Origin of the sequence: Kribbella sp. ALI-6-A (assembly GCF_001984195.1) — a bacterium.
In the GTDB taxonomy this organism is placed as follows: domain Bacteria; phylum Actinomycetota; class Actinomycetes; order Propionibacteriales; family Kribbellaceae; genus Kribbella.
Window position 1 is genome coordinate 212,784 of sequence record NZ_MTQN01000008.1, and the last position, 21,832, is coordinate 234,615.

The window sequence follows — 21,832 nt, forward strand, 5'->3', positions numbered from 1 at the left end:
ACGTGGCGGGCCAGCTGGGTGATCAGTTGTGGGTCCCCGACAGCGACGGCCTCGCCTGGGACGCGCGTGCGGTGGATCCCGCTCGCCTCCGGCTCTGACGCCGGTCCCGCCCTCGCGCCGGCCCGCCCTGGCCTCGGCGGGATCCGACGCCGGCCGACCGACGCTGAATCCGCGCGCCGCCCCGGCATCCGTTGACGGCGGGTGGTGATCGGGCGGAGCATGGGTGCTCGGCTAGCGGGAGGTTCGCGATGGCGGAGATCGTGCGGGCGGCGTTGGTGCAGACGACCTGGACCGGGGACCAGGAGTCGATGGTCAAGGCGCACGAGGAGTACGCGCGGCAGGCGGCGGCGGCCGGGGCGAAGGTGATCTGCTTCCAGGAGCTGTTCTACGGGCCGTACTTCTGTCAGGTACAGGATCCGGAGTTCTACTCCTACGCCGAGAGTGTGCCGGGGCCGACCGTCGAGCGGTTCCAGGCGCTGGCGCGGGAGCTCGGCATGGTGATGGTGCTGCCGGTGTACGAGCAGGAGCAGCCGGGCGTGCTCTACAACACGGCCGCCGTGATCGATGCTGACGGCAAGTACCTCGGCAAGTACCGGAAGAACCACATTCCGCAGGTGAAGGGTTTCTGGGAGAAGTTCTACTTCCGGCCCGGCAATCTCGGCTACCCGGTGTTCGACACAGCGGTGGGGCGGATCGGCGTGTACATCTGCTACGACCGGCACTTCCCCGAGGGTTGGCGAGCGCTCGGACTGGCCGGGGCGAAGATCGTGTTCAACCCGTCGGCGACCAGCCGCGGCCTGTCGGCGTACCTGTGGCAGCTGGAGCAGCCCGCCTCCGCGGTGGCCAACGAGTACTTCATCGGCGCGATCAACCGGGTCGGCGTCGAGGAACTCGGCGACAACGACTTCTACGGTACGTCGTACTTCGTGGACCCGGAGGGCAAGTTCGTCGGTGACGTCGGGCACGACCACGAACCGGAGCTGATCGTCCGCGACCTCGATCTCGGCCTGCTCGACACCGTGCGGGACCGCTGGCAGTTCTACCGGGACCGGCGGCCGGACGCCTACGGAGACCTGACCAAGCCGTAACCGCAGACCGAAGGAGCGCCGCGCATGTCGTTGCTGGTCAAGGGTGGAACGGTGGTGGGCCCGACCGGCGCCCACCCGGCGGACGTGCTGATCGCCGGCGAGAAGATCGTCGCGGTGTTCGATCCCGAGCACAGTGCGCAGATCACCGCCGACGAGGTGATCGATGCTTCCGGCAAGTACGTGATCCCCGGCGGGATCGACGCGCACACCCACATGGAGCTGCCGTTCGGCGGTACGGCGGCCAGCGACACCTTCGACACCGGCACCCGGGCCGCGGCCTGGGGCGGCACGACCACGATCATCGACTTCGCCGTCCAGCGCACCGGCGAGGTGGTCCAGGACGGGCTGGCCGCCTGGCACACCAAGGCCGAGGGCAACTGTCACGTCGACTACGCGTTCCACATGATCCTCGGCGGCGTGGACGACGACGCGCTGAAGGCGATGGACCAGTTGGTCGCCGAGGAGGGCATCACCAGCTTCAAGCTGTTCATGGCCTATCCCGGCGTCTTCTACTCCGACGACGGGCAGATCCTGCGCGCGATGCAGACCGCCCGGGCCAACGGCGCGATGGTGATGATGCACGCCGAGAACGGCATCGCGATCGACGTCCTGGTCCAGCAGGCACTGGCCCGCGGCGAGACCGATCCGCTGTACCACGGGCTGACCCGGCCGCCCGCGCTGGAGACCGAGGCCACGAGTCGCGCGATCGCACTCGCCGAGGTCGCGCAGGACTGCCCGCTCTACATCGTCCATCTGTCGGCCAGCGGCGCGCTCGAGGCCGTCGCCGCGGCGCGTGACAAGGGCCGCAACGTCTTCGCCGAGACCTGCCCGCAGTACCTGTATCTGACGCTGGAGGACCAGCTCGGCGCGCCCGGGTTCGAAGGCGCGAAGTGGGTCTGCTCGACGCCGTTGCGCAGCAAGCACGAGTCGCACGCGCGCGACCTGTGGAAAGGGCTGCGCAGCAACGATCTCGCGATCGTGTCGACCGACCACTGCCCGTTCTGTTTCAAGGACCAGAAGGAGCTCGGCCGCGGCGACTTCTCCAAAATCCCGAACGGCATCGGCGGCGTCGAGCACCGGGTCGACCTGGTCTACCAGGGCGTGGTCGACGGGCAGCTGTCGCTGGAGCGCTGGGTGGAGACGATCGCGACGACGCCGGCCCGGATGTTTGGGCTGTACCCGCGCAAGGGAGTCATTCAGCCCGGCGCGGACGGCGACGTCGTGGTCTACGACCCGAACGGCAGCACCCGGATCAGCGCCGAGACCCATCACATGAACATGGACCACTCGGCCTACGAGGGGTTCGAGGTGAGGGGACATGTCGACACGGTGATTTCCCGCGGCACCGTGATCGTGGCCGATGGCAACTACCATGGCCGGAAGGGGCACGGGCGGTACCTGCGGCGCGGACTCTCGTCGTACCTGGTCTGAAGGGGGAAACCGGTGGACTTCGGAGTGGTGTTCCAGTGCGATCCGCCGGCCTCGGCGGTGGTGGAGCTCGCGGTCGAGGCCGAGCGGGCCGGGTTCAGCCACGTCTGGACGTTCGACTCGCACCTGCTCTGGCAGGAGCCGTTCGTGATCTACCCGCAGATCCTGGCCGCCACGGAGCGCGTCGTGGTCGGGCCGATGGTGACCAATCCGGGGACCCGGGACTGGACCGTGATCGCGTCCCAGTTCGCGACGCTGAACGAGCTGTTCGGGAACCGGACGATCTGCGGGATCGGGCGGGGCGACTCCGCGCTGCGCACGCTCGGTGCGAAGCCGGGCACGATCGCGGAGCTCAAACAGTGCGTCGAGGTGGTGCGCGAGCTGGCGTGTGGGCGCACGGTCGAGTACCGCGGGCAGCAGTTGAAGTTCGCCTGGGTCTACAACGGCGCCCTGGAGGTCTGGGTCGCGGCGTACGGGCCGAAGGCGCTGGCGGCCGCCGGGCAGGTCGGCGACGGGTACATCCTGCAGCTGGCGGATCCGGACATCGCGGCCTGGATGATCTCGGCCGTACGGCGTGCTGCCGAGGAGGCCGGGCGGGACCCGGCCGCGATCAAGTTCTGCGTGGCGGCACCGGCGTACGTCGGGGACGACCTGGCGCACCAGCGTGACCAGACCCGGTGGTTCGGCGGGATGGTCGGCAACCATGTGGCTGACATCGTCGCGCGGTACGGCGAGGGCGCGACGGTCCCGGCGGCGTTGACGGAGTACATCAAGGGACGGCAGGGGTACGACTACGCCGAGCACGGACGCGCGGGCAACAGCCACACGAGCTTCGTGCCGGACGAGGTGGTCGATCGGTTCTGCATCCTCGGGCCGGTCGAGAACCACCTGGCCAGGCTGCGCGAGCTGGAGGCGCTGGGCGTCGACCAGTTCGCGATCTACCTGCAGCACGACGCGAAGAGGGAGACGCTCGAGGCCTACGGGCGGGAGATCATCCCGGCGCTGTGAACGACCTTCGGCGGCGTCGGCCGCGACTTCACCGACGTCCACCACCGATCAAGCGACCGGCGCCTGGACGGCTCCCGCCTGGAGAGCGCGATCGAGGGCGGTCTCGGGCGGCTTGATCGGTGGTGGACGTCGGCCTCGGTCAGCATCTGGCCGCTCAGCTGCAGCGTGCCGTCGCCGGCTCAGCTCTCGGCGGTGGGCGTCCAGCGGTAGGCGCCGGGCAGGAGATCGGTGGCGACCACGCTGCCCAGGCCGTTATCGGTGGGCAGGATGACCCGGATGTCCGGGTGGTAGTCGACCAGGATCTGCCGGTCGCGGCCGCACGGGCCGCAGACGCCGCGGCCCTCGTTGCCGACGGCGACGATCGTGGTCAGCTCGCGGGCGCCCTCGGCGCGGGCGCGGCCGAGGGCGACGAGCTCGGCGCACGGGCCGCCGAGGAAGTGGTACAGGTTGATCCCGGCGAACATCCGGCCGTCGGCCGCGCGGACCGCGGCGCCCATCGTGTAGACGCCGTCCGGACCGTCGGTGTTCGCGTCGACGGTCCGGCGGGCCAGCTCGATCAGCTCGTGGTCGGCGGCGGTCAGCGGAAGCAGGTCGAGCACGTGGTCACCTTTCCGGTGGGCCGTAGGGGAAGACGCCGGTCGGGTCGTAGGTGGAGCGGATCTCGGCGAGGCGCTGGAAGATCTCGGCCGGCCAGCAAGCCTCGTACGAGCCGGGAACGGTGAGGCCGCCGGCGTAGTTGACGTTGTGCTCCGGGGAGATCCACGGCTGCAACGGCGCCAGCAGGGCCTCGGCAGCGGGCGGGAGGACGGTGTCGAAGAGCGCGGGGTCGGGGACACCGATCAGGATCAGCGTGTACGCCGCACCGCGGCCGCCGACGGCGCTGCCCTCGGGCACGTCCCGCGCGACGGCGCCGCCGAGGTGGCGGATCTCGATCGCGACGAACGGGACCTGCTGGTCGGGCCCGGCGACGCCGAGGAACGTGTTCACGAAGTCGGCGTCGAGGTCGGTGAGCAGCTGCCCGCGGTCCCAGCCGGGGCCTGGGTCGCGAGGGTCGTTGTGGATGTCGGCGATCCGCGACGCGGGCATGTCCTGGACGGAGTCGATCAGAACGGTCGCCACGTCCCGCATGGGCTGCAGCAACCGCTCGCCCTCGCGAGCGAGATCCCGGCCCGCGGTGCCCGCGGCCGTCTCGCCGCCCCCAGCGGAGGCACGCCCCGCGCCTTCCCCCACGTACGCGAACCGAACGCCCAGCACCGTCTTCCCCCGCAGCGGCTCCGGGATGACCTCCAGCGGCGGCAGCCGCAGGATGATCGCCGACGAGGTCGCGGTCTCCGGCAGAGTTTTCGTCCAGTCGACCCACGCACCGAAAGCCCGCGCGATCTGGTCGGCGTCGAAGAACAGCGTCCCCGCGTACAGAGTGCTCAGCGGGACGAGTTCGAAGTCCATCGACGTGACGATGCCGAAGCCGCTCTTGCCGCCCCGCAGCGCCCAGAACAGATCCGGGTTCTCCTCAGCCGATGCGGTCCGCACCTCACCGTCAGCGGTGACCAGGCGGAAAGAGCGAGCCCAGTCCGAGGAGAAGCCGAAGGTTCGCGCCAGCGGCCCAAGACCGCCACCCGTGGTGTAGCCGATGCAGCCGACGTTGTCGGAGGCACCAGCGACCGGCGCGAGTCCGTGCCCGGCGGCCGCGGCGATCACCTCGGCCCAGCGGCACCCGGCTCCGATCTGAGCGATGCGGCGAGAGACGTCGATGCTCACGCCGCCGAGTCGGCGCGTGGTGACCAGGATGCCGTCGGCAACCGGTACTGCCGACCCGTGGCCGGTGGCAAGGACCCGCACAGGGACACCAGCGGACGCGGCGATCCGCACCACCGCGGCTGCGTCCTGTTCCGAGCTGATGCCGACAGCAACGTCCGGTGCGTGCCGGACGGCGGTGTTCTGCGCGGCGACCTCGTCGGCGAAGCCGTCGTCGCCGGGCCCGAGGACCGGGCCGGCGGTGATCTCGGCGCGAAGCCGGTCGATCAGTTCTGCGGTCATGCTGGGTTCCCCTCCAAAGGATTCACTCACTGATTCCCGAACGCTCGACTCCCTCGACGATCCAGCGCTGCAGGAAGACGAACATCACCACCAGCGGCAGGATCGCGACGCAGGCGGCGACAAAAAGCTGTGGCAGGTTGATGGTCTGCGCGGTCAGGAACGTCGACAGCGCGATCTGCACCGTCCAGGCGTTCTGGTCCGGCGCGATCACCAGCGGCCACAGGAACGCGTTCCACGAGCCGATGAACGTGATCGTGCCGATCGCCGCGATGAAGCCGGTCGAGTTCGGCACGACGATCCGCCAGAACGTCCCCCAGTACGCCGTACCGTCGAGCTGCGCGGCTTCCTCCAGCTCGCGCGGGAAGTTCAGGAAGTACTGCCGGAACAGGAACGTCGCGAACGCCTGGAACAGCCCGGGCACGATCAGCCCGCGCAGCGTGCTCACCCAGCCGAGCGTGGAGACCAGCACGAAGCTCGGCACGAATGTGACCGCGGCCGGGATCAGCAGCGTCGCGACGATGAAGTAGAACACCGCGTTCGCGTACCGGAACGGGATCCGCGCCAGCCCGTAGCCGGCCAGGCCGGAGATCACCAGGACGCCGACGGTCTGCACCACCGAGATGACCAGCGAGTTGATCAGCGACCGGCCGATCGGCACCGTGGGATCGTTGAAGAGGTCGGCGATGTTGCTCCACTGCAGCGACGACGGGAAGAACGTCCAGTTCGGTGAGGTGATGTCCTGCTCGGTCGACAACCCGTTGCGCACCAGCAGGTAGAAGGGCAGCAGGAACAGGACAGCACCGGCCATCAGTACGACGTACCGGAGGACAGACCCGGCCCGAACCGCGCGGGACCGCTGGATGCTCGCCATCTCAGTCCTCCCTCCGGCCGAGTCCGAGGAACCGGCCCTGTACGAGCGCGACCAGCGCGATCAGGAGCGTCAGTAGGACCGCGCCCGCGCTGCCGTGGCCGAAGTCCTGCCCCTGTCCGAGCGCCGCGTAGTACAGGTAGACCAGCGGCGGTCGCGCGTACGGCGGGTACTGCCCCGAGCTCGACAGCAGGTTGTAGAACTCGTCGAAGGCCTGGAACGCGTTGATCAGCAGCAGCAACAGTACGGCGGTCGACGTGGCCCGCAACTGCGGCAGCGTGATGTACCGCAGCACCTTCCAGCCGGTCGCGCCGTCGATCGCGGCCGCCTCGTACAGCGACGGCGCGATCCGCTGCAGCCCGGCCAGGAACAGGATCATGTAGAACCCGGCCTGCAGCCACATCCGTGCCGACACGATCACCAGCCAGTACCAGGGCGGCTGCGTGACCGAGAGCCAGGCGATCGGCTCGACCCCGAACCACCCGAGCACGGTGTTGGCCAGGCCGAACCGGACGCCGTTGAAGATCGACAGCTTCCAGATCAGCGACGCCACGACGTACGAGCAGGCGGTCGGCAGGAAGAACACCGAGCGGAAGAACGTCCGGGCGAACCGGGTCCGGTTGACCAGCAGGGCCAGACCGAGCGATGCGACGAACGTGGTCGGCACGATGAACAGCGCGAACACGACGAAGGTGAGCAGGCTGGACCGGAACGCCGAGTCCCGCAGCATGTCCAGGTAGTTGGCCAGGCCGACGAAGTCGGTCGGCGTGACCGTGTTGCGGGCGTCGAAGAAGCTCAGCACCACCGACCAGACGATCGGCACGTAGACGAACACCAGCAGCCCGAGCACGAACGGGCCGACGAAGATCGCGAACCACAGGTTGCGGTCGTAGCGGCCCCGCAGCCGCGCGACGAGGGCCGGCATCAGCCGGCGATGCGCTGGAGCTCAGCCTCCACGACCGCCTTGACCGCCTTGATCTCGGTGGCCGGGTCGCTGCCGTTCTTGATGATCCGGCTCAGCGCGTCGGAGTACGCCGTACCGGACTTGGGGGTCCACAGCAACGGAGTCTGGGCACGGCCGTTCTCGTTGACGAACTTCACCGCGTCGGCGGCCGGTCCGGCCTTCAGTTTGTCCGCCTTCGCGGCCAGGCTCTTGCGGGCCGGGATGTGGAAGCCGTAGCTCTGCGCCCAGTCCAGCTGCTTGTCGGTCTGGTCGACCCACATCCACTGGACGAACTTCTTCGCCGCGTCGACGTTCTTCGACTTCGTGCTGACCGAGGCGCCGTACGCGCCGACCGGGACGCTCGGCGCGCCGGTCGAGGCGTTGAGCTTCGGCCAGGGCAGGACGCCGAAGTCGTCCGGCAGGGCCTTCTGGAGCTGGGGGAACGTCCACAGACCGGTGAACTGCATCGCGGTCAGTCCCTGGGTGAACGCCGACGGGTCGGACCAGTCGGTCGGTGCCCCGAGCAACAACGACTGCGAGGTGAACAGCTCGCGCAGCTTGCGTAGCGACTCGGCCGCGGCCGGGTCGTCGAAGCCGAACCGCCCGTCCTCGGTCAAATAGTCGAGGCCGGCCGACCACAGCGCCGGGCCGCCGAGGATGCCGACGCCGCCGTCGTTGCCGACGAACAGGCCCTTCACCTTGTCGGTGGTCAGCTTCTTCGCCGCCGCGATCAGCTCGTCGACGGTGGTCGGCGGCTGGACGCCGGCCTGCTGCAGCAGGCTCTTGCGGTAGACCAGCAGTTGCATGTCGGTGGCCTGCGGGATCGCGTAGAGCTTGCCCTGGTAGGTCACCCGGGCGAGCAGCGACGGGGTGAAGTCGTTCTTCGCGTCGCCGAGCAGGTCGGTCAGATCGGCAACCTGGCCGCCCTTGATCATGTCGATGGTCGGGCCGTTGCCGTACTCGAACACGTCTGGCCCGCCGTCGGTGAGCAGCGCGGCTGCCGTCTTCTTGTCGTAGTCGCCGGGGGACCACTGGACCGTGACGGTCGCGTCCGGGTACTCCTTGGCGTAACGTTGGACGGCCTGCTGGGTGCCTGCCTCGCCGTACTGGTGGTACCACTGCGACAGGGCCGGTTTACCGCCTCCGCTGCTCTCGCCGCCGCCACCACCGCCGTCCGAGCGACCCGTGTTCGATCCGCAACCGGCCACCGCCAGCGCGGCGATCCCGCCACCCAGGGCGAGGAAGCTCCTGCGGTTGAACCCGTCTGCACCCGGCATTCGACGTACCTCCACGATTCCCGGCGCGGTCCCACAGCCCGCGCACCTGGTCCGACCCTACGACCGGCCGGGTCTCCCGGTGCGCCTTTTCACCCGCTGAAAAAGCAGTTGCGCACCGGCTCGTGCGGGATAAGGTGTGCGCCATGTCCCGCATGCCGCACTAGAGCGGGCTCGCTGTCGCTGAGCCCATTTGCCGTCCCCTGCCTCGTCGAGGCCGGGGCTCTCTAGGAGCGCCTTCTCATGTCCAGCACCACGCGTGCTGGGAGCTACCGTGCCGTCCTCCTGCTGCCCTCCGCGCTGCGCACTTTCGCGCCCGCGCTGGCCGGTCGGCTGGCCTACGGTCTGCTCCCGCTGTCCACTTTGTTCACCGTCCACCGCGCGACCGGCTCGTTCGGCGTCGCCGGAGCCGCTGTCGCCGGCTTCGGGCTGGCGTCGTTGTCGATGCCCTACAAAGCCCGTCTGGTCGACCGCTACAGCCAGCGCCGAGTCCTCCCATCGCTGGCCCTCGTCTGCGCATTGGGGCTCGTCGCAACCACCTTCCTGAGTACGCCGGCCCTGCTGGTCGCATTCGTCGCTGTGACCGGTCTCTTCGCGCCACCACTCGGACCGTCGATGCGCTCGAACTGGCGCCTGATCACCGAGGACACCGACCTCAAGGAACGCGCTTACGCCCTGGACGCGATCTGCGAGGAGTCCCTTTACCTGTGCGGTCCCTTGCTGGCCGGTCTGCTGATCAGTCTCTGGTCAGCACCCGCAGCACTGATCTGTACGGCGGTGCTGCTTGCCTGCGGCACCTTCCTGATGGTCACCGCCCCACTGACCCGACGGACCACCCCGCCGAGTCCCGCCCGGCATCCGCTTGGGCCGCTGACGAACGGTGGGCTGCGCCGGATCCTCGTCGTCATCCTGGTCACGGCGGCCGGCGTCAGTACGGCGTACCTGTGCGTGGCGGGTGTCGCGCAAGCGGAGGGACGTCCGGGCGCTGCCGGTTTCGTCGAGGCGGGGATCGGGCTCGGCAGCGTCGTCGGCGGTCTGCTGTGGGGACGCCGGAAGCACACCCGGTCGCACGAGGCACACCTGGCCGGGCTGATCGGCGTACTGGCGGCTGGGCTGCTGCTGGCTTCGCTGGCGACGCACCTGGTCGTCCTGGGAGTCGTAATGGGCCTGGCAGGTGTCGCGGTCGCGCCGCTGTTCGTGGTGTCGTACCTGGCTGCCGACGACCTCACTCCGCCCGACCAGCGCACTGAGGCGAGCACCTGGATCAACACCGCCAACAACCTCGGCAGTGCCGCCGGAGCGTCACTGACCGGGCTGCTGATCGACCGCGCCGGGCCGGCGTACGGGTTCCTCGCCGGTGGCGTGCTGCTGGTGCTGGTGTCGGCGGCGGTGCTGCTGGGCCGTCGGACCGAGTGAGGGTCAGGCGTCCGAGAGCCGGGCGATGGTCGCGCCGGCGCGGCGGACGATCGGGACCGGCCCTTCGGGCAGGACGTCGCCGATGAAGGTGTAGTGGCGCAGGATGTCGGGGTCGACGCCCCCGGGGCGGTGCCGGCTGTGGTCGCGGACCCAGTCGATGATGTCGCCCCAGCCCGGCGCGGCCAGCGACCCGCCGAAGTGCTGGACGGACAGCCCGGCGCACAGGTTGCCGAAGGCGAGGCGGTGGGCGAGCGGCCAGCCGCGCAGCGTGCCGAGCACGAGCGAGGCGAGGAACACGTCACCCGCGCCGGTCGGGTCGTACGAGCGGACCGGCAGCGCGGGGATGTGCTCCTCCTCGCCGGTCGCGGAGTCGATCGCCAGCACGCCGTCGGAGCCGTTCGTCACGACGGCCAGCGGGACCCGCTCGGCCAGCTTGTGCAGCGCGGCCTTCGGCGTGTCGGTCCGGGTGTAGGCCATCGCCTCGCCGGCGTTCGGGGTGAAGGCGTGGAAGCCCTCCAGGACGTCGAGCACCGCCGGCGACCAGGTGTCGGTCGGATCCCAGCCGACGTCGCCGAACAGCAGCGCGCCGGACTCCCGGGCCTCGGTGGTCCAGCTGGGCAACTCCTCGGCGACCGGCACGATCGCCGAGCGGGTCTTCAGGCCGGGGCCGACCAGCTTGCTCGGGTCGCCCGGGGCCTCGTGGGCGTGGGTGACCATCGCCCGGTCCCGGTCGATCGACATCGAGACGGTGACGGGGGAGTGCCAGTGACCGATCCGCCGCGAGTGCGACAGGTCGACCTTCTCCTGGTCGGCCAGCGTGCGCCAGCAGAAGTCGGCGTACACGTCGTCGCCGAAGACCGCGGCCAGGCCGCTGCGCAGGCCGAGCCGGCTGGCGGCGATGGCGAAGTTCGCCACCCCGCCCGGGCACGAGCCCATGCCCTCGGCGAAGATCTCGGTCCCGGTGGTCGGGGCCGATTCCAGTCCGGTGAGCACGATGTCCAGGAACACGGTGCCCTGCACGAACACGTCGTAGCAGTCCGGGTCGTCCACGTGACGTCCTTGTCGGTGGTGAGTGGTTTGCTGTCCTTCGTAACATCATCGACCGGTCATCACCAGGGATTTGGGAGGACGTCCGTGACAGCGCAGGTGTGTCCGTGATTCCGACCTGGATCTCCGTGGTCGGCGTGGTGATGACCGTGCTGAGCCCGCTGCTGGCGCTCGGCGGGGTCGCGCTGGGCGCCTATCTGACCCGCAAGTCCGACCGCGAGCTCGACACCTGGCGGCACCGCGAGGAGACGATGCGGATGGTCCGCTGGGCCGTCGAGCAGATCCTCGAGGACGACGACGTCGGCACCGACGCCGGAGTGGTCACGCTGCGTTCACTGATGCGCTCCGAGCTGTTGCAGCCCGAGGACTACGAGCTGGTCGCCGCGCTGACCGCGGCGGTGGCCATCGACCGGGTCGGCGAGGCGACGTACGCTGAACTGGAGGACGCCGACACCGAGGTCGTCACGGAGGCCGGTCCCGAGGAGGGAAGTCGTCGATGGCTGAGAAGAAGACCGTGAAGGTGCCGCGGCAGGCGGTCGAGCTGGCCCGGCTGCACGTCGAGGCGGCCCGCCGCGCCGGGCGCAAGCCCGAGCCCGGTCTCGCCCGGATTGCGGACGCCCGTCCGGAGAACGGCGGCTCGACGGCGCCCGCGCCCGCCTGAGGGCCGGTTGTGGGCGGCACGCCTGACCGGAACACCCGGCCGAAGCACCTACACTGATCGACGGCCGCTCCCGGTGGCGTACGGTGCTGTGGTGGTTACCGCTACGTCGCTCCCTGTTCCCGACCACGGCCGGAATGTCCCGTGATCCGCTTCGAGAATGTTTCCAAGACGTACGAGGGTCAGTCCAAGGCTGCCCTGCTGAACGTGAACGTCGAGATCGAGAAGGGCGAGTTCGTCTTCCTGGTCGGCACCTCCGGGTCCGGCAAGTCGACGTTCCTTCGTCTCGTGCTGCGTGAGCACCGGACCTCCAAGGGTCACATCATGGTGGCCGGCAAGGACCTGAACCGGCTGGCCAGCTGGCGGATCCCGCAGATGCGCCGCCAGATCGGCACGGTCTTCCAGGACTTCCGGCTGCTGCCGAACAAGACCGTGGCGGAGAACGTCGCGTTCGCCCTGCAGGTGATCGGCAAGCCCCGCTCGCACATCCGCAAGACGGTGCCGGAGGTGCTCGAGCTGGTCGGCCTGGACGGCAAGGAGGACCGGCTGCCCGACGAGCTGTCCGGTGGTGAGCAGCAGCGGGTCGCGATCGCGCGCGCGTTCGTGAACCGGCCGATGATCCTGATCGCCGACGAGCCGACCGGAAACCTCGACCCCGGCACGTCGGTGGGCATCATGAAGCTGCTGGACCGGATCAACCGGACCGGGACGACCGTGGTGATGGCGACCCACGACGTCTCGATCGTCGACCAGATGCGCAAGCGCGTGATCGAGCTGGAGAACGGCCATGTCGTCCGCGACGAGTCGCGCGGCGTCTACGGCTACCAGCACTGAGACCAGGGACTACTGACTGATGCGCTTGAACTACATTCTCTCCGACCTCGGTATCGGCCTGAAGCGGAACCTGTCGATGACGATCGCGGTCGTCGTCACCATCTGGGTCTCGCTGTCGCTGTTCGGCAGCGCGCTGCTCGCCCGCGAGCAGGTCGACCTGATGAAGGGCAACTGGTACGACAAGATCCAGATCTCGATCTTCCTCTGCACCAAGGACTCCGGCGGCCGCGGCTGCTCGGGCGCCGAGGTGACCACGGAGCAGAAGAACCGGATCAAGCAGGTGATCGAGTCCAGTCCCGACACCGCGCCCGACGGCGTGTTCGGTGAGACGAAGAAGGAAGCCTTCGAGCAGTTCAAGAAGCTCTACAAGGACTCGCCGATCGTCAGCACGGTCACCGAGGACCAGATGCAGGAGTCGTTCCGGGTCAAGCTCAAGGACCCGCAGCGCTATCAGAACCTGGTCAGCGCCGTGGCCGGGCTGCCCGGCGTCGACACCGTGCAGGATCTGAGACAGTATCTCGATCCACTCTTCAAGGCGCTGAACGGATTGCAAGTCGGCGCGCTGGTGGCCGCCGCACTGCTGCTGGTCGCCGCGCTGATGCAGATCTCCAACACGATCCGGCTGGCCGCCTACGCCCGCCGGCGAGAGATAGGCATCATGCGCCTGGTGGGCGCCTCGAACTTCTACATCCAGCTACCGTTCCTGCTGGAAGCGGTGCTGGCGGCCCTGATCGGCGCGGTCCTTGCCTGCGGCACCTTGTGGATCGGCGTGTACTTCGTGGTCATGCAGCGCGCGCAGGAGACGTTCCGGGTCTGGCAGTGGGTCGGCGCGGCCGAGACCTTCCAGGCCACACTGATCATGGTGGTGGTCGGACTGATCCTCGCGGTGGTCCCGACATTCCTGACGACGCGGAAATACCTCAAAGTCTGACCCGGGTGACTTATCGTGCAGTAGCACGACAACTCAACCCAGAGCAAGGGGTCGACTGTGGTCCCGCACTTCCCCGGTGCGTTCCCGCGTGAGCGGGGACGCATCAAGCGAGACGACAGCATCGGCGCCACCGCCACACCGGACGGACGGTCACGCACGCGACCGCCCGCCCGGCAGACGATTGTCGCCGCTTGCTGCGTTGTCCTGTCCATGACCGCCGGAGCACTGGCGGTGGTTCCGTCTGCGAGCGCGGACCCACCCGATCCGAACGCGCAGAAGAAGCAGCTCGACAGCCAGATCAACCAGTCCAAGGCCGATCTGCACGAGTCCTACGACCAGCTGTCGAAATCTGTTGCCGCCTACAACCAGGCGGAGGCGCAGTACAAGGCCGTCCAGGCCCGGTACGCCGCCGCGCAGGGCAAGCTGGCTTCCGCGAAGGCCGCCGACGTGGTGGCCGCGGGCAAGCTCAAGGCGGCCGAGCAGGCGCTGGCGACCGCCCGGGCGAACGTTGCCCAGGGCCAGAAAGAGATCGCCGCGAAGAAGGCGCTGGCCGGTCGCGCGGTGCGTTCGGCGTACCAGCAGCAGAACCCGTTGGTCGGGCTGTCGATCGTGCTGCGTGGCGCGTCGCCGGCCGATCTGGCCAGCGGGATGCAGGTGCAGCGCAACGTCTTCGGGATCACCGGCAACGCGATCACGAACCTGAACAACGCGCAGGCGCAGCTGGCCAACAAGCAGGCCAAGCTCGCCGAGGCGGAACGGATCGTCGCGGCCCAGCGGGCCGAGGCGGCGCGGACCGTGCAGGAGGTCACCCGGCTCACCCAGCAGGTCGCTGCCGACAAGGCCGCGGCCGCCGCGGTGACGGCGACCCGGCTGGTGGCGCAGCAGGCGGCCGAGAAGGACAAGAACTCCGAGCTGGCGCACTACCAGTCGCTGGTCGCCGAGCGGTCGCGGGTCGAGCAGATCCTGATCGCGCGGGCGCGGGCCGAGAAGGCCGCGGCCGCCCGGCGCAAGGCCGCCGCCGAGGCCGCCGAGCGGGCGAAGGCGAAGAAGGAGCACCGGCCGCCGAAGCAGGTGCCGGATCCGCCGGACAACGACGGCGGGCTGAGCTACCCGATCAACACCTACATCACCTCGCCGTACGGGATGCGGTTCCACCCGATCCTGCACTACTGGAAGCTGCACGACGGCACGGACTTCGGCGCCGGCTGCGGTACGCCGATCCACGCGGCGGCCAGCGGCGTGGTCACGGACCGTTACTACAACGGCGGCTACGGGAACCGGATCTTCATCTCGCACGGCGTGATCGACGGCGACTCGGTGACCACGGTCTACAACCACCTGTCCCGCTACAAGGCCCGGGTCGGCCAGCGCGTGAAGAAGGGCCAGGTGATCGGGTACGTCGGCACCACCGGCTACTCGACCGGCTGCCACCTGCACTTCATGGTCTACGAGGACGGCCGCGTGGTTAACCCGATGAAGTGGTTGTGAGTCGTCTGGGATACTGGCCGGATGGTGAAACAGACCGGCCACAAGCCGATCGCGCAGAACCGTAAGGCGCGACACGACTACCACATCGACGACGTGGTGGAGGCCGGCCTTGTGCTGACGGGGACCGAGGTGAAGTCCCTGCGGCTGGGCCGGGCCTCGCTCGTCGACGCCTTCGGCTCGGTGCGCGGCCGCGAGCTGTGGCTGCAGAACATGCACATCCCGGAGTACACCCACGGCACCTGGACCAACCACGAGCCGCGGCGGACCCGCAAGCTGCTGCTGCACCGCGACGAGATGGAGAAGCTGATCAAGGCGGTCGAGCAGCAGGGCGTCACGCTGGTCCCGCTGTCGCTGTACTTCAAGGACGGCTACGCCAAGGTCGAGCTGGCCACCGCACGCGGCAAGAAGGACTACGACAAGCGGCACGCGCTGGCCGAGCGCCAGGCCAACCGCGAGGCCCAGCGCGCCCTGTCGGACCGCAGCCGCCGCTGACCCCGGCGAACGTCGTACGGAGTGCCCTGGGGTCGGCTCAGGGACGGCTCCGGGCGGCACCCGATGGGGTGAGCGGCGTTCGGGCCGCACAGTGGAGACATGTCCACTTCAGAGCTGCTGGTGACGCCGGCCCAACGGGACCGTGCGGTCGAGATCCTGCAAGAGATGTACGCCGACGGCCGGCTGACCCACCTCGAGTTCGACTCCCGGCTCGAGCTGGCGCTGAAGGCCCGCACCCGCGCCGAGCTGAACGGCTCGTTCGACGGGCTGCTGGCCCGGCCGGTCCCCACCTACGCGCCGGCCGCGTTCACCCGCCCGGCCCCGCTGCAGCCCTACCAGAGCTCCGGTCGCGGGATGGGCACCATCTCGCACTGGCTCGGTTACCCGACGTTTTTCGTCGGCCCCGCCCTGGTGGTCGCGACGGCCGGCAAGACCAACCCGGTGGTGCGCAAGCACGCGGTCGAGGCGGTGAACTTCCAGATCAGCGCGCTCGCCCTGTTCACGCTGCTCGGCATCGTCACCGGCGTCACCGAGGGCTTCACCGGCTTCCTGTTCCCGATCGTCGGGCTGGTCTGGTTCGTGCTGACCGGCATCGGCGGCCTGGCCGCGATGATCGGCTCCGACTTCAAGTACCCGTTCACGCTGCGCCTGCTCAAGTAACCGCCGCAACTTTCCTCCGGCCGGTCGCATCAAGTGGTGCATCGATGCCTACTGGTGACCGGAACGAGGAGTGGACGGTTGATGAGGTTCTGGGGACGACGAGCTGCCGGAGTGGGGACCGCGGTGGTGTCCGTGCTCGCGCTGTCGAGCGGGACGGCCGGCGCGGCTGACCCACCGGGGACGGTCGAGGTGAACCGGGTGCCGGCGCTGGAGCCGGCCATCAGGGTGGTGGACGCCTCGCCGTACGGGGTGCTGTACAAGGCCGGCCCGCGGAACGCCTTCGCCGGCCGCACGATCACGTGGCTGAAGCCGACCGGGCGACCGGCGTACGAGATCTCGAGCGACTTCCGGGCACTGCGCGGGGACAAGGTCTACGCACCGGGCGGGCGGTACCTGGTGATCGGGCGGACGCAGGAGCAGCGCTGCGCGCCGGACCTCGCGCCGCTCGAGCCGTGGACGTCGCCCGACGCGGCGTACACGTCCTTCGGCTGGATCGCCTCCGGCGGACGCCGGATCCACGTGTCCGCCGACGGTTGCCGGGTCGGTGGGACCGGGCCGGAGATCCAGGATTCCCAGCTGCTGGCGTCCGACGACCAGGGCTACGTACTGCGCGGTGGGACCGACAACGAGCTGGTCGAGCTCGAGTACCACTCGTACGCCGATCCCGGCACCGCGGTGAGGATCCAGGACGGCGGCCGCAACCGGTTCCCGCAAGGGATCGATCTCGAGGGCGACCAGGTCAGCTGGGCCAGCTACGAGTCGACCGAGCCGGTCCCGCACACGTCGTACGTCGTCCGCTCGACGACGACCGGTGGACCGGCGCGGGTCACCCGGATCGAGCAGGTGGTGCGCACGACGGCGATCAACGGGGCGGGCACCGGCTGGGCGGGCTGCGACGACAGCGTGACCGAGGATCGGTGCTCGGCGGGCTCGATCAGCGCGTCCGGGGTGGTGACGGAGCTCAAGGACAGCGAGTCGATCGGCGTGCACGACCAGCAGTACGTCGTCGACGTGTACGGACGGTCGCCGGGGCTGGACGCGATGGCCGTGGTGGGTGACGGCCTTCCGCGGACCCGGCTGGTGACGGTCGGGCTGCTCCCGCCGAAGAGCATCGGCGTCAGCCTCGGGGGCGGGTTCGTCGCCTACCGGGACAACCAGGGGACTCTGTATCAGGCCCTTCAGCGCCGCAAGGTGGTCGAGACGTCGGGCGGGCTCGTGCTCGGGCCGCAACGGTCGGCCGGCGACGTCGCCCCGATCGAGGCCGCGCAGGGCAGCGCCGGTACGGCGTACGTGGAACCGGTGCCGGGCGGCGACCTGTGGCTCTGGAAGTCCGACGGGACGCGGACGCGGGTGTACGCCAACCAGTCCAGCGCGGACAAGGTCGTCGGGCCGCTGCAGCTGAGCGGGCATCGGCTGCTGTGGATCAAGGGACTGCTGACCGATCAAATGTGTGGACCGTGGGGCTGCGAAGGGATCTACGACGACCACCGGATGATGGTGTACGACCTGCGGACCGGGACGAACACGGAGATCGGTCCGCTCGGCCTCAACGCGAGGGTGGCGCTGTCCGGGGACCGGCTCGTCCACACCGACAGCACGTGGCGGATCCTGCAGCGGGATCTGCGCACCGGGACGGTCAGTGAGCTCAGAGGTGCGGGAGAGCCGGTCAGGAGTCTGGATCTCGAGGGCTCGGTCATCGGGTTCTCGACCTGTACGACGAACGACTGGGGTGGTTGCGGCGACACGACGCTTGTCGTCCGGGACCTGGCGACAGCGGCCGCTCCGGTCGAGCGCGCGGCCTCCGGTGTCAGTAGCGTCCGGGTGTCGGCCGGGCAACTGGTCTACAGCACCCTGGCGGCGATGGGATCCGGAGCCGAGCTGCACGTGTGGCGGCCAGGCTCTCCGGATGCGGTCCGCACGATCGGCCCGATGGCCGGCTGGGGGGTGTTCGACGCCGCGGACGGGAAGGCCGCCTGGATCGGCCCCGACGAGGTGGTCAGGCTGGCTCCGCTGCCGGCCTGAGGAATGCCAGGTGCGGTTCGCTCGTTGGACTTGGTAGTGTTGATCTCCTACGGACCTTCGGGTCCGTAGGAGTTTGACAACTCAACAGGGGGTGAACGGTTTCGACTTTGGACGTACGTTCCAAGAGAAGCGGGCCGAGGATCCAGGGTTATCTCGTTAACGATCTCTGGAAACCAATAACTGCCAACGCTAACGCGCGCAGTAGCTTCGCTCTCGCCGCCTGACGGCCTGAGCACTTAAGAAGCGGTCAGCCCGGGGTTGCTTCCGACCCGGTTCCTGGCCTCAGCTAGGAAGCTTGCTTCGTCAGCCCGGTCACGGGGTTGACGCGGGACATTTACAGTGACTGAGTCTGTCAGCGACGTGTCTGTACGAGCGCTGGGACTGAGAAAACGACAATTCAGACTGCGCCCGGAGAAGTCTTGGGTCGGCGCCGAAGGACGCGGGTTCGATTCCCGCCACCTCCACCACCCCTTGAATGTCACGACCAAGCCCCGGCAGCCTCAGGTTGCCGGGGCTTGGTCGTGCCCGGGGTCAGTACGCGTAGCGCTTGACGGTCTCGGGGTGGATGACGATGCGAACCTGGGCCTCGCTCAGGATCCCGGCCAGGTCCTCGGCCCGGGTCGGGTCGTCGAGGTCCCAGTAGCGGGCGGCCAACCGCTCGGCCAGGGCGTGCCCGCCGTCCGGTTCCACCGTCGCGCGGCCGGCGACCGACACCCAGCGCTCGCGTTCACCCACCGGTGCCGCGACGACGATCGAGGCGCGGGGATCGCGGCGCAGGCGCCGTACCTTGACCGTGTCCGGACCGGTGAACAGCTGCATCGTGCCCTCGGCGGTGACCTCGAACCAGACCGGCCGGGGTTGGGCCGGCACGGGCCCGTCGGCCACGGACAGGAACCCGTAGAGCGGCCGCCGGAGGAACTCGAGGTCCTCGGTGGTCAGTGAACTGGCGTCGTCGGTGCTCATCACAGCCCTTCTGATCGGCATTGGGTGAGTACCTTCCATTGAACTCGACCGCGACCGGCGACATTTCCAGGAACACCGAGCCGATGCCGCGGGTTGCTGCTGATATGACGATCGAACTGGGGTTGATTCTGCCGACGTCCACGCCGGACCCGAGCACGCCGGTCCTGGGCGATGTGCGGGCGGCGGCGCGCACGGCCGAAGAGGCAGGAGTGGAGTCGGTGTGGTCGACCGATCACCTGATCGCCAGTGCGCCGATGCTGGACAGCACGGTGGTGCTGGCGACGGCGGCAGCGGTGACCGAGCGGGTGAAGATCGGGTACGGCGTGATGCTGCTCGCGCTCCGGCCGGTCGCATGGGCCGCGAAGCAGGTCAGCAGCTTGCAGTACGTGTCGGGGGACCGGGTGCTGCTCGGCGTCGGGACGGGCAACCCGGCGCACGGGGACGTCGGCTGGCGCGCGGCCGGTACGTCGTACGCGGACCGCGGGCGGCGGACCGACGAGGCGCTGGCGGTGCTGCCGGATCTGATCGCGGGGCGCACGGCGCGCGTGGACGAGGACTTCGAGGCGGCGATCGCGCCGGGCGCCACTGTCCCGCCGATTCTCGTCGCGGGCGACGGGCCCAAGGCGGTGGAGCGCGCCGCTCGGTTCGGCGACGGGTGGGTGTCGATCGCACTCTCGGTCGACGACGTGCCGGCGCGGATCGCGGCGCTGGATGAGCTGGCGGCGCGATCCGACCGGGCCCGGCCGGAGGTGACGATCGTCGCGCCGCAGCTGCATGCGGACCTCGCCAAGGCGGCCGCGCAAGTGGCGGCGTACGGGGAGGCGGGGGTTGCGCGGCTGATCCTGCCGCCGACCGGGAGCGAGTGGGAGCGCGACTACGCCTGGGCGGGTGAGCTGCAGGCCGAGGTCACCCGGGGCTGAGCTCCCACCCGGAGGTTCGGGCTCACTTCCTCGTGACGAGCCCGAACACCAAGCTGACGAGTCCGGCCACGCCGACCGTGATGCTCGTGATCACGAACCCTCGAAGGAACGTCGAGAACCTCGCGGCGTCGCCTCCTCCGCCGAGGAGGAAGAGCGCGAACGGCATGACCAGGATGACGAGAGCAAAGGCCAGCAGCACAGCTCCGAGAATGAGGGCGGTCACGCTGAGCCGCTTTCGGGTCGACTGTTCGGCGGGTGGTTGATGGGGGAACAGCGGTTGGTGCGGAGGGAAGTTTCCCCGCCGCGGGTCGTTGGCCCCTGGATGGCCCGGCGCGGACTGTGACATGCCTGGACACTACCTGCCGACGGGCTCTGCGGACCGCCCGCCGCGTCAGCCCTCGGATGTGGAGTAGTGCGCGGTCCACCAGGGCTTCCAGCGCTCGTCGATCGTGTCGCGGGTTGCGTCGTCCACGCCGTACAGGGTGAGGACGGCCATCGCGGCGCCGGCGGGCTTCTGCTCGTTCGGGCCGACGTGGCTGAGCACGAGCAGGCCGTTGCCCCAGCCGTCGACGGTCAGGCCGCGCTGGTGCTCGGAGACGAACCACACCGTGCCGGTGGCGCGCTCGCCGAGCAGGTCCATCTCGTACGGCGAACCGACGGGCAGGTCCGGCAGCTTGAACTGGTCAGAGCCCGTGCCGGAGTAGAAGAGCGTGCGCCGCGGCTCGTCCGGGTGGTGCTCCAGCGCGAAGCGGAGCTGCTGCAGGAACGTCGTCCAGCCCTCGGTGATGTCGTCGTAGTAGGCCTCCCAGTCGGGGTCGTCGCCGTGCGGTGCGCGGGTCAGCGTGATCCGGGCGCCGCCCTCGGCAGGCTCGACCTCGAACCGGTCGCCACCCTGGATCTCCAGCACCCGCGCCTCGGGGTTGTCCTCGGTGACGTGGGTGAAGTAGATCAGGTCGATCTCCTGGTCGAGACTGCCGTCGACTCCGCCCTCGTACTCCCAGCCGTGCCAGTGCCGGATCTTGTCCTTGTCGCGCAGCGCCTGCCAGACCGCCTCGACCGGCGCGGCCACGGTGACGACGATCTTCGGGGTCTCGCTCATCGGGAGTCCTCTCCTTCTTCGGTACGGCGTACTGCGGGGTGGCCGCCGGCGATCAGGCGGTAGGGCCGGCCGTCTTCGGTGTCGAAGGCCTCGACCACCTGGCGGACCGCCTCGGTCAGGGCGTCGGTGAACCGGTGCACGTCGCCCGGCGCGCCGAACCGGACCTCGGTCTCCAGCGTGAAGGTGAGCAGACGTTTGCCCGCGGCATCGGCTTTGCGCTGCATCCCGGCGACGTCCCGGACGGTGCCGGCGGCAACTTCCACCAGGTGCTCGGCGGCGTACTGGTCGTGGATCGCGGTGAACGCCCGGCCCATCAGGCCCGGATCGACCACGATCGTCGCGGAGGCGCGCAGGATCCGCTCGGTGAAGCCGCGACGCTGCCGCTGCTCGACGAGCTCGACCAGTCCGGCCTTCTCGAGTTCCTTGAGGTGGTAGTTCACCCGTTGGCGCGGCAGCTCCAGCGCAGCGGCCAGCTGGGTCGCCGAGGACGGCTCGCGCAACAGCTCCAGCAGCTGCCGCCGGATCGGCGACAAGGCGATCCGCACGGTCTCCGGTTCGTCGACGTAGGCCTGCATGCGACCCAGCGTCGTATTGACAGTTTAATTTGTCAATAGCCCAGCGCGGACGCCCACCACTGACCAACCACCCGTCGCAGC

Annotated in this window: 23 protein-coding genes and 1 other RNA gene; 14 read left to right on the plus strand and 10 right to left on the minus strand. The window is 69.3% G+C overall.

What is annotated here, in order from left to right; translation table 11 throughout:
- The first annotated feature begins 248 nt into the window (after positions 1–248).
- The 3 genes from BWI15_RS06940 to BWI15_RS06950 are packed head-to-tail and all read left to right on the plus strand — an operon-like array spanning position 249 to position 3,524.
- Positions 249–1,088: a nitrilase-related carbon-nitrogen hydrolase gene (locus BWI15_RS06940; protein WP_077013472.1), complete on the plus strand. Its 840-nt coding sequence runs from the start codon at positions 249–251 to the stop codon at positions 1,086–1,088.
- A 24-nt stretch (positions 1,089–1,112) separates the two neighbouring features.
- Positions 1,113–2,519 (plus strand): dihydropyrimidinase, encoded by a 1,407-nt coding sequence (gene hydA / locus BWI15_RS06945; RefSeq protein ID WP_077013473.1) that lies wholly within the window; start codon positions 1,113–1,115, stop codon positions 2,517–2,519.
- Between the two features lie 12 nt (positions 2,520–2,531).
- Positions 2,532–3,524 (plus strand): TIGR03842 family LLM class F420-dependent oxidoreductase, encoded by a 993-nt coding sequence (locus BWI15_RS06950; protein ID WP_077013474.1) that lies wholly within the window; start codon positions 2,532–2,534, stop codon positions 3,522–3,524.
- 179 nt (positions 3,525–3,703) lie between these two features.
- Here BWI15_RS06950 and BWI15_RS06955 read toward each other — a convergent pair whose 3' ends face one another.
- From BWI15_RS06955 to BWI15_RS06975, 5 genes are read right to left on the minus strand one after another with little or no spacing between them, the layout of a single operon-like run.
- A complete protein-coding gene (locus BWI15_RS06955) occupies positions 3,704–4,123 on the minus strand; it encodes a cytidine deaminase family protein (RefSeq protein WP_077013475.1) in 420 nt (139 codons plus the stop codon).
- A gap of 4 nt (positions 4,124–4,127) precedes the next feature.
- Positions 4,128–5,561, minus strand: coding sequence for an FAD-binding oxidoreductase (locus BWI15_RS06960; protein ID WP_077013476.1), 1,434 nt, complete (start codon positions 5,559–5,561; stop codon positions 4,128–4,130).
- A gap of 22 nt (positions 5,562–5,583) precedes the next feature.
- Positions 5,584–6,432: a carbohydrate ABC transporter permease gene (locus BWI15_RS06965; protein ID WP_077013477.1), complete on the minus strand. Its 849-nt coding sequence runs from the start codon at positions 6,430–6,432 to the stop codon at positions 5,584–5,586.
- A gap of 1 nt (position 6,433) precedes the next feature.
- Positions 6,434–7,354 carry a carbohydrate ABC transporter permease gene (locus BWI15_RS06970; RefSeq protein WP_077013478.1) on the minus strand — a complete coding sequence of 307 codons (921 nt, stop codon included), beginning with the start codon at positions 7,352–7,354 and terminating at the stop codon, positions 6,434–6,436.
- Positions 7,354–8,649 carry an ABC transporter substrate-binding protein gene (locus BWI15_RS06975; RefSeq protein ID WP_077013479.1) on the minus strand — a complete coding sequence of 432 codons (1,296 nt, stop codon included), beginning with the start codon at positions 8,647–8,649 and terminating at the stop codon, positions 7,354–7,356. The genes BWI15_RS06970 and BWI15_RS06975 overlap by 1 nt, the downstream gene beginning before the upstream one ends.
- A 240-nt stretch (positions 8,650–8,889) precedes the next feature.
- On the opposite strand from BWI15_RS06975, the gene BWI15_RS06980 reads away from it, so the two are divergent.
- Positions 8,890–10,062 (plus strand): MFS transporter, encoded by a 1,173-nt coding sequence (locus BWI15_RS06980; protein ID WP_077013480.1) that lies wholly within the window; start codon positions 8,890–8,892, stop codon positions 10,060–10,062.
- Between the two features lie 3 nt (positions 10,063–10,065).
- Here the strand turns inward: BWI15_RS06980 and BWI15_RS06985 are convergent, their stop codons facing one another.
- The gene (locus BWI15_RS06985; protein WP_077013481.1) at positions 10,066–11,112 is read right to left on the minus strand and encodes a carbohydrate kinase family protein; all 1,047 of its coding nucleotides are present in this window, start codon (positions 11,110–11,112) and stop codon (positions 10,066–10,068) included.
- A gap of 104 nt (positions 11,113–11,216) precedes the next feature.
- On the opposite strand from BWI15_RS06985, the gene BWI15_RS06990 reads away from it, so the two are divergent.
- The 9 genes from BWI15_RS06990 (at position 11,217) to ssrA (ending at position 18,661) form a co-directional block, all read left to right on the plus strand.
- Complete coding sequence (locus tag BWI15_RS06990; protein WP_077013836.1) at positions 11,217–11,627, plus strand: hypothetical protein; 411 nt, start codon at positions 11,217–11,219, stop codon at positions 11,625–11,627.
- On the plus strand, positions 11,606–11,770 hold the full coding sequence (locus BWI15_RS39255; protein ID WP_168197272.1) for a hypothetical protein: 165 nt from the start codon (positions 11,606–11,608) through the stop codon (positions 11,768–11,770). Before BWI15_RS06990 ends, BWI15_RS39255 begins: the two co-directional genes overlap by 22 nt.
- Before the next feature lie 141 nt (positions 11,771–11,911).
- A complete protein-coding gene (ftsE, locus tag BWI15_RS06995) occupies positions 11,912–12,601 on the plus strand; it encodes a cell division ATP-binding protein FtsE (RefSeq protein WP_077013482.1) in 690 nt (229 codons plus the stop codon).
- 19 nt (positions 12,602–12,620) lie between these two features.
- Positions 12,621–13,532, plus strand: a complete 912-nt coding sequence (gene ftsX / locus BWI15_RS07000; protein WP_077013483.1) for a permease-like cell division protein FtsX — start codon at positions 12,621–12,623, stop codon at positions 13,530–13,532.
- Positions 13,533–13,742: 210 nt separating this feature from the next.
- Positions 13,743–15,020, plus strand: a complete 1,278-nt coding sequence (locus BWI15_RS07005; protein WP_237771174.1) for a M23 family metallopeptidase — start codon at positions 13,743–13,745, stop codon at positions 15,018–15,020.
- Between the two features lie 21 nt (positions 15,021–15,041).
- A complete protein-coding gene (gene smpB / locus BWI15_RS07010) occupies positions 15,042–15,512 on the plus strand; it encodes an SsrA-binding protein SmpB (RefSeq protein WP_077013485.1) in 471 nt (156 codons plus the stop codon).
- Between the two features lie 99 nt (positions 15,513–15,611).
- Entirely contained in the window at positions 15,612–16,172 is a 561-nt protein-coding gene (locus tag BWI15_RS07015) for a DUF1707 and DUF4870 domain-containing protein (RefSeq protein ID WP_077013486.1), read from the plus strand.
- Positions 16,173–16,253: 81 nt separating this feature from the next.
- A complete protein-coding gene (locus BWI15_RS07020) occupies positions 16,254–18,194 on the plus strand; it encodes a hypothetical protein (protein WP_143465432.1) in 1,941 nt (646 codons plus the stop codon).
- Positions 18,195–18,281: 87 nt separating this feature from the next.
- Positions 18,282–18,661, plus strand: a transfer-messenger RNA (tmRNA) gene (gene ssrA / locus BWI15_RS07025).
- A gap of 64 nt (positions 18,662–18,725) precedes the next feature.
- On the opposite strand, the gene BWI15_RS07030 is transcribed toward ssrA, so the two are convergent.
- Positions 18,726–19,157, minus strand: coding sequence for a pyridoxamine 5'-phosphate oxidase family protein (locus BWI15_RS07030; protein WP_077013488.1), 432 nt, complete (start codon positions 19,155–19,157; stop codon positions 18,726–18,728).
- Between the two features lie 104 nt (positions 19,158–19,261).
- Here BWI15_RS07030 and BWI15_RS07035 point away from each other — a divergent pair, with 104 nt between their 5' ends.
- Complete coding sequence (locus BWI15_RS07035; RefSeq protein WP_077013489.1) at positions 19,262–20,077, plus strand: LLM class flavin-dependent oxidoreductase; 816 nt, start codon at positions 19,262–19,264, stop codon at positions 20,075–20,077.
- Between the two features lie 22 nt (positions 20,078–20,099).
- On the opposite strand, the gene BWI15_RS07040 is transcribed toward BWI15_RS07035, so the two are convergent.
- The 3 genes from BWI15_RS07040 to BWI15_RS07050 all read right to left on the minus strand — a co-directional run bounded on the left by BWI15_RS07040 (position 20,100) and on the right by BWI15_RS07050 (position 21,751).
- Positions 20,100–20,300, minus strand: coding sequence for a hypothetical protein (locus tag BWI15_RS07040; RefSeq protein ID WP_077013490.1), 201 nt, complete (start codon positions 20,298–20,300; stop codon positions 20,100–20,102).
- 168 nt (positions 20,301–20,468) lie between these two features.
- A complete protein-coding gene (locus BWI15_RS07045) occupies positions 20,469–21,176 on the minus strand; it encodes an SRPBCC family protein (protein WP_077013491.1) in 708 nt (235 codons plus the stop codon).
- On the minus strand, positions 21,173–21,751 hold the full coding sequence (locus BWI15_RS07050) for a winged helix-turn-helix domain-containing protein (protein ID WP_077013492.1): 579 nt from the start codon (positions 21,749–21,751) through the stop codon (positions 21,173–21,175). The genes BWI15_RS07045 and BWI15_RS07050 overlap by 4 nt, the downstream gene beginning before the upstream one ends.
- Between the last annotated feature and the right edge of the window lie 81 nt (positions 21,752–21,832).

Excerpts from the sequence above, each read along its gene's own strand:
- BWI15_RS06940 (WP_077013472.1), top strand. The coding sequence starts at position 249 with ATGGCGGAGATCGTGCGGGCGGCGTTGGTGCAGACGACCTGGACCGGG.
- BWI15_RS06965 (WP_077013477.1), bottom strand. The coding sequence starts at position 6,432 with ATGGCGAGCATCCAGCGGTCCCGCGCGGTTCGGGCCGGGTCTGTCCTC.
- BWI15_RS06980 (WP_077013480.1), top strand. The coding sequence starts at position 8,890 with ATGTCCAGCACCACGCGTGCTGGGAGCTACCGTGCCGTCCTCCTGCTG.
- BWI15_RS06960 (WP_077013476.1), bottom strand. The coding sequence starts at position 5,561 with ATGACCGCAGAACTGATCGACCGGCTTCGCGCCGAGATCACCGCCGGC.
- BWI15_RS07045 (WP_077013491.1), bottom strand. The coding sequence starts at position 21,176 with ATGAGCGAGACCCCGAAGATCGTCGTCACCGTGGCCGCGCCGGTCGAG.
- hydA (WP_077013473.1), top strand. The coding sequence starts at position 1,113 with ATGTCGTTGCTGGTCAAGGGTGGAACGGTGGTGGGCCCGACCGGCGCC.
- BWI15_RS07020 (WP_143465432.1), top strand. The coding sequence starts at position 16,254 with ATGAGGTTCTGGGGACGACGAGCTGCCGGAGTGGGGACCGCGGTGGTG.
- BWI15_RS06975 (WP_077013479.1), bottom strand. The coding sequence starts at position 8,649 with ATGCCGGGTGCAGACGGGTTCAACCGCAGGAGCTTCCTCGCCCTGGGT.
- BWI15_RS07035 (WP_077013489.1), top strand. The coding sequence starts at position 19,262 with ATGACGATCGAACTGGGGTTGATTCTGCCGACGTCCACGCCGGACCCG.
- BWI15_RS39255 (WP_168197272.1), top strand. The coding sequence starts at position 11,606 with ATGGCTGAGAAGAAGACCGTGAAGGTGCCGCGGCAGGCGGTCGAGCTG.
- BWI15_RS07030 (WP_077013488.1), bottom strand. The coding sequence starts at position 19,157 with ATGAGCACCGACGACGCCAGTTCACTGACCACCGAGGACCTCGAGTTC.
- BWI15_RS06970 (WP_077013478.1), bottom strand. The coding sequence starts at position 7,354 with ATGCCGGCCCTCGTCGCGCGGCTGCGGGGCCGCTACGACCGCAACCTG.
- BWI15_RS07005 (WP_237771174.1), top strand. The coding sequence starts at position 13,743 with ATGACCGCCGGAGCACTGGCGGTGGTTCCGTCTGCGAGCGCGGACCCA.
- BWI15_RS07015 (WP_077013486.1), top strand. The coding sequence starts at position 15,612 with ATGTCCACTTCAGAGCTGCTGGTGACGCCGGCCCAACGGGACCGTGCG.
- ftsX (WP_077013483.1), top strand. The coding sequence starts at position 12,621 with ATGCGCTTGAACTACATTCTCTCCGACCTCGGTATCGGCCTGAAGCGG.
- smpB (WP_077013485.1), top strand. The coding sequence starts at position 15,042 with ATGGTGAAACAGACCGGCCACAAGCCGATCGCGCAGAACCGTAAGGCG.
- BWI15_RS07050 (WP_077013492.1), bottom strand. The coding sequence starts at position 21,751 with ATGCAGGCCTACGTCGACGAACCGGAGACCGTGCGGATCGCCTTGTCG.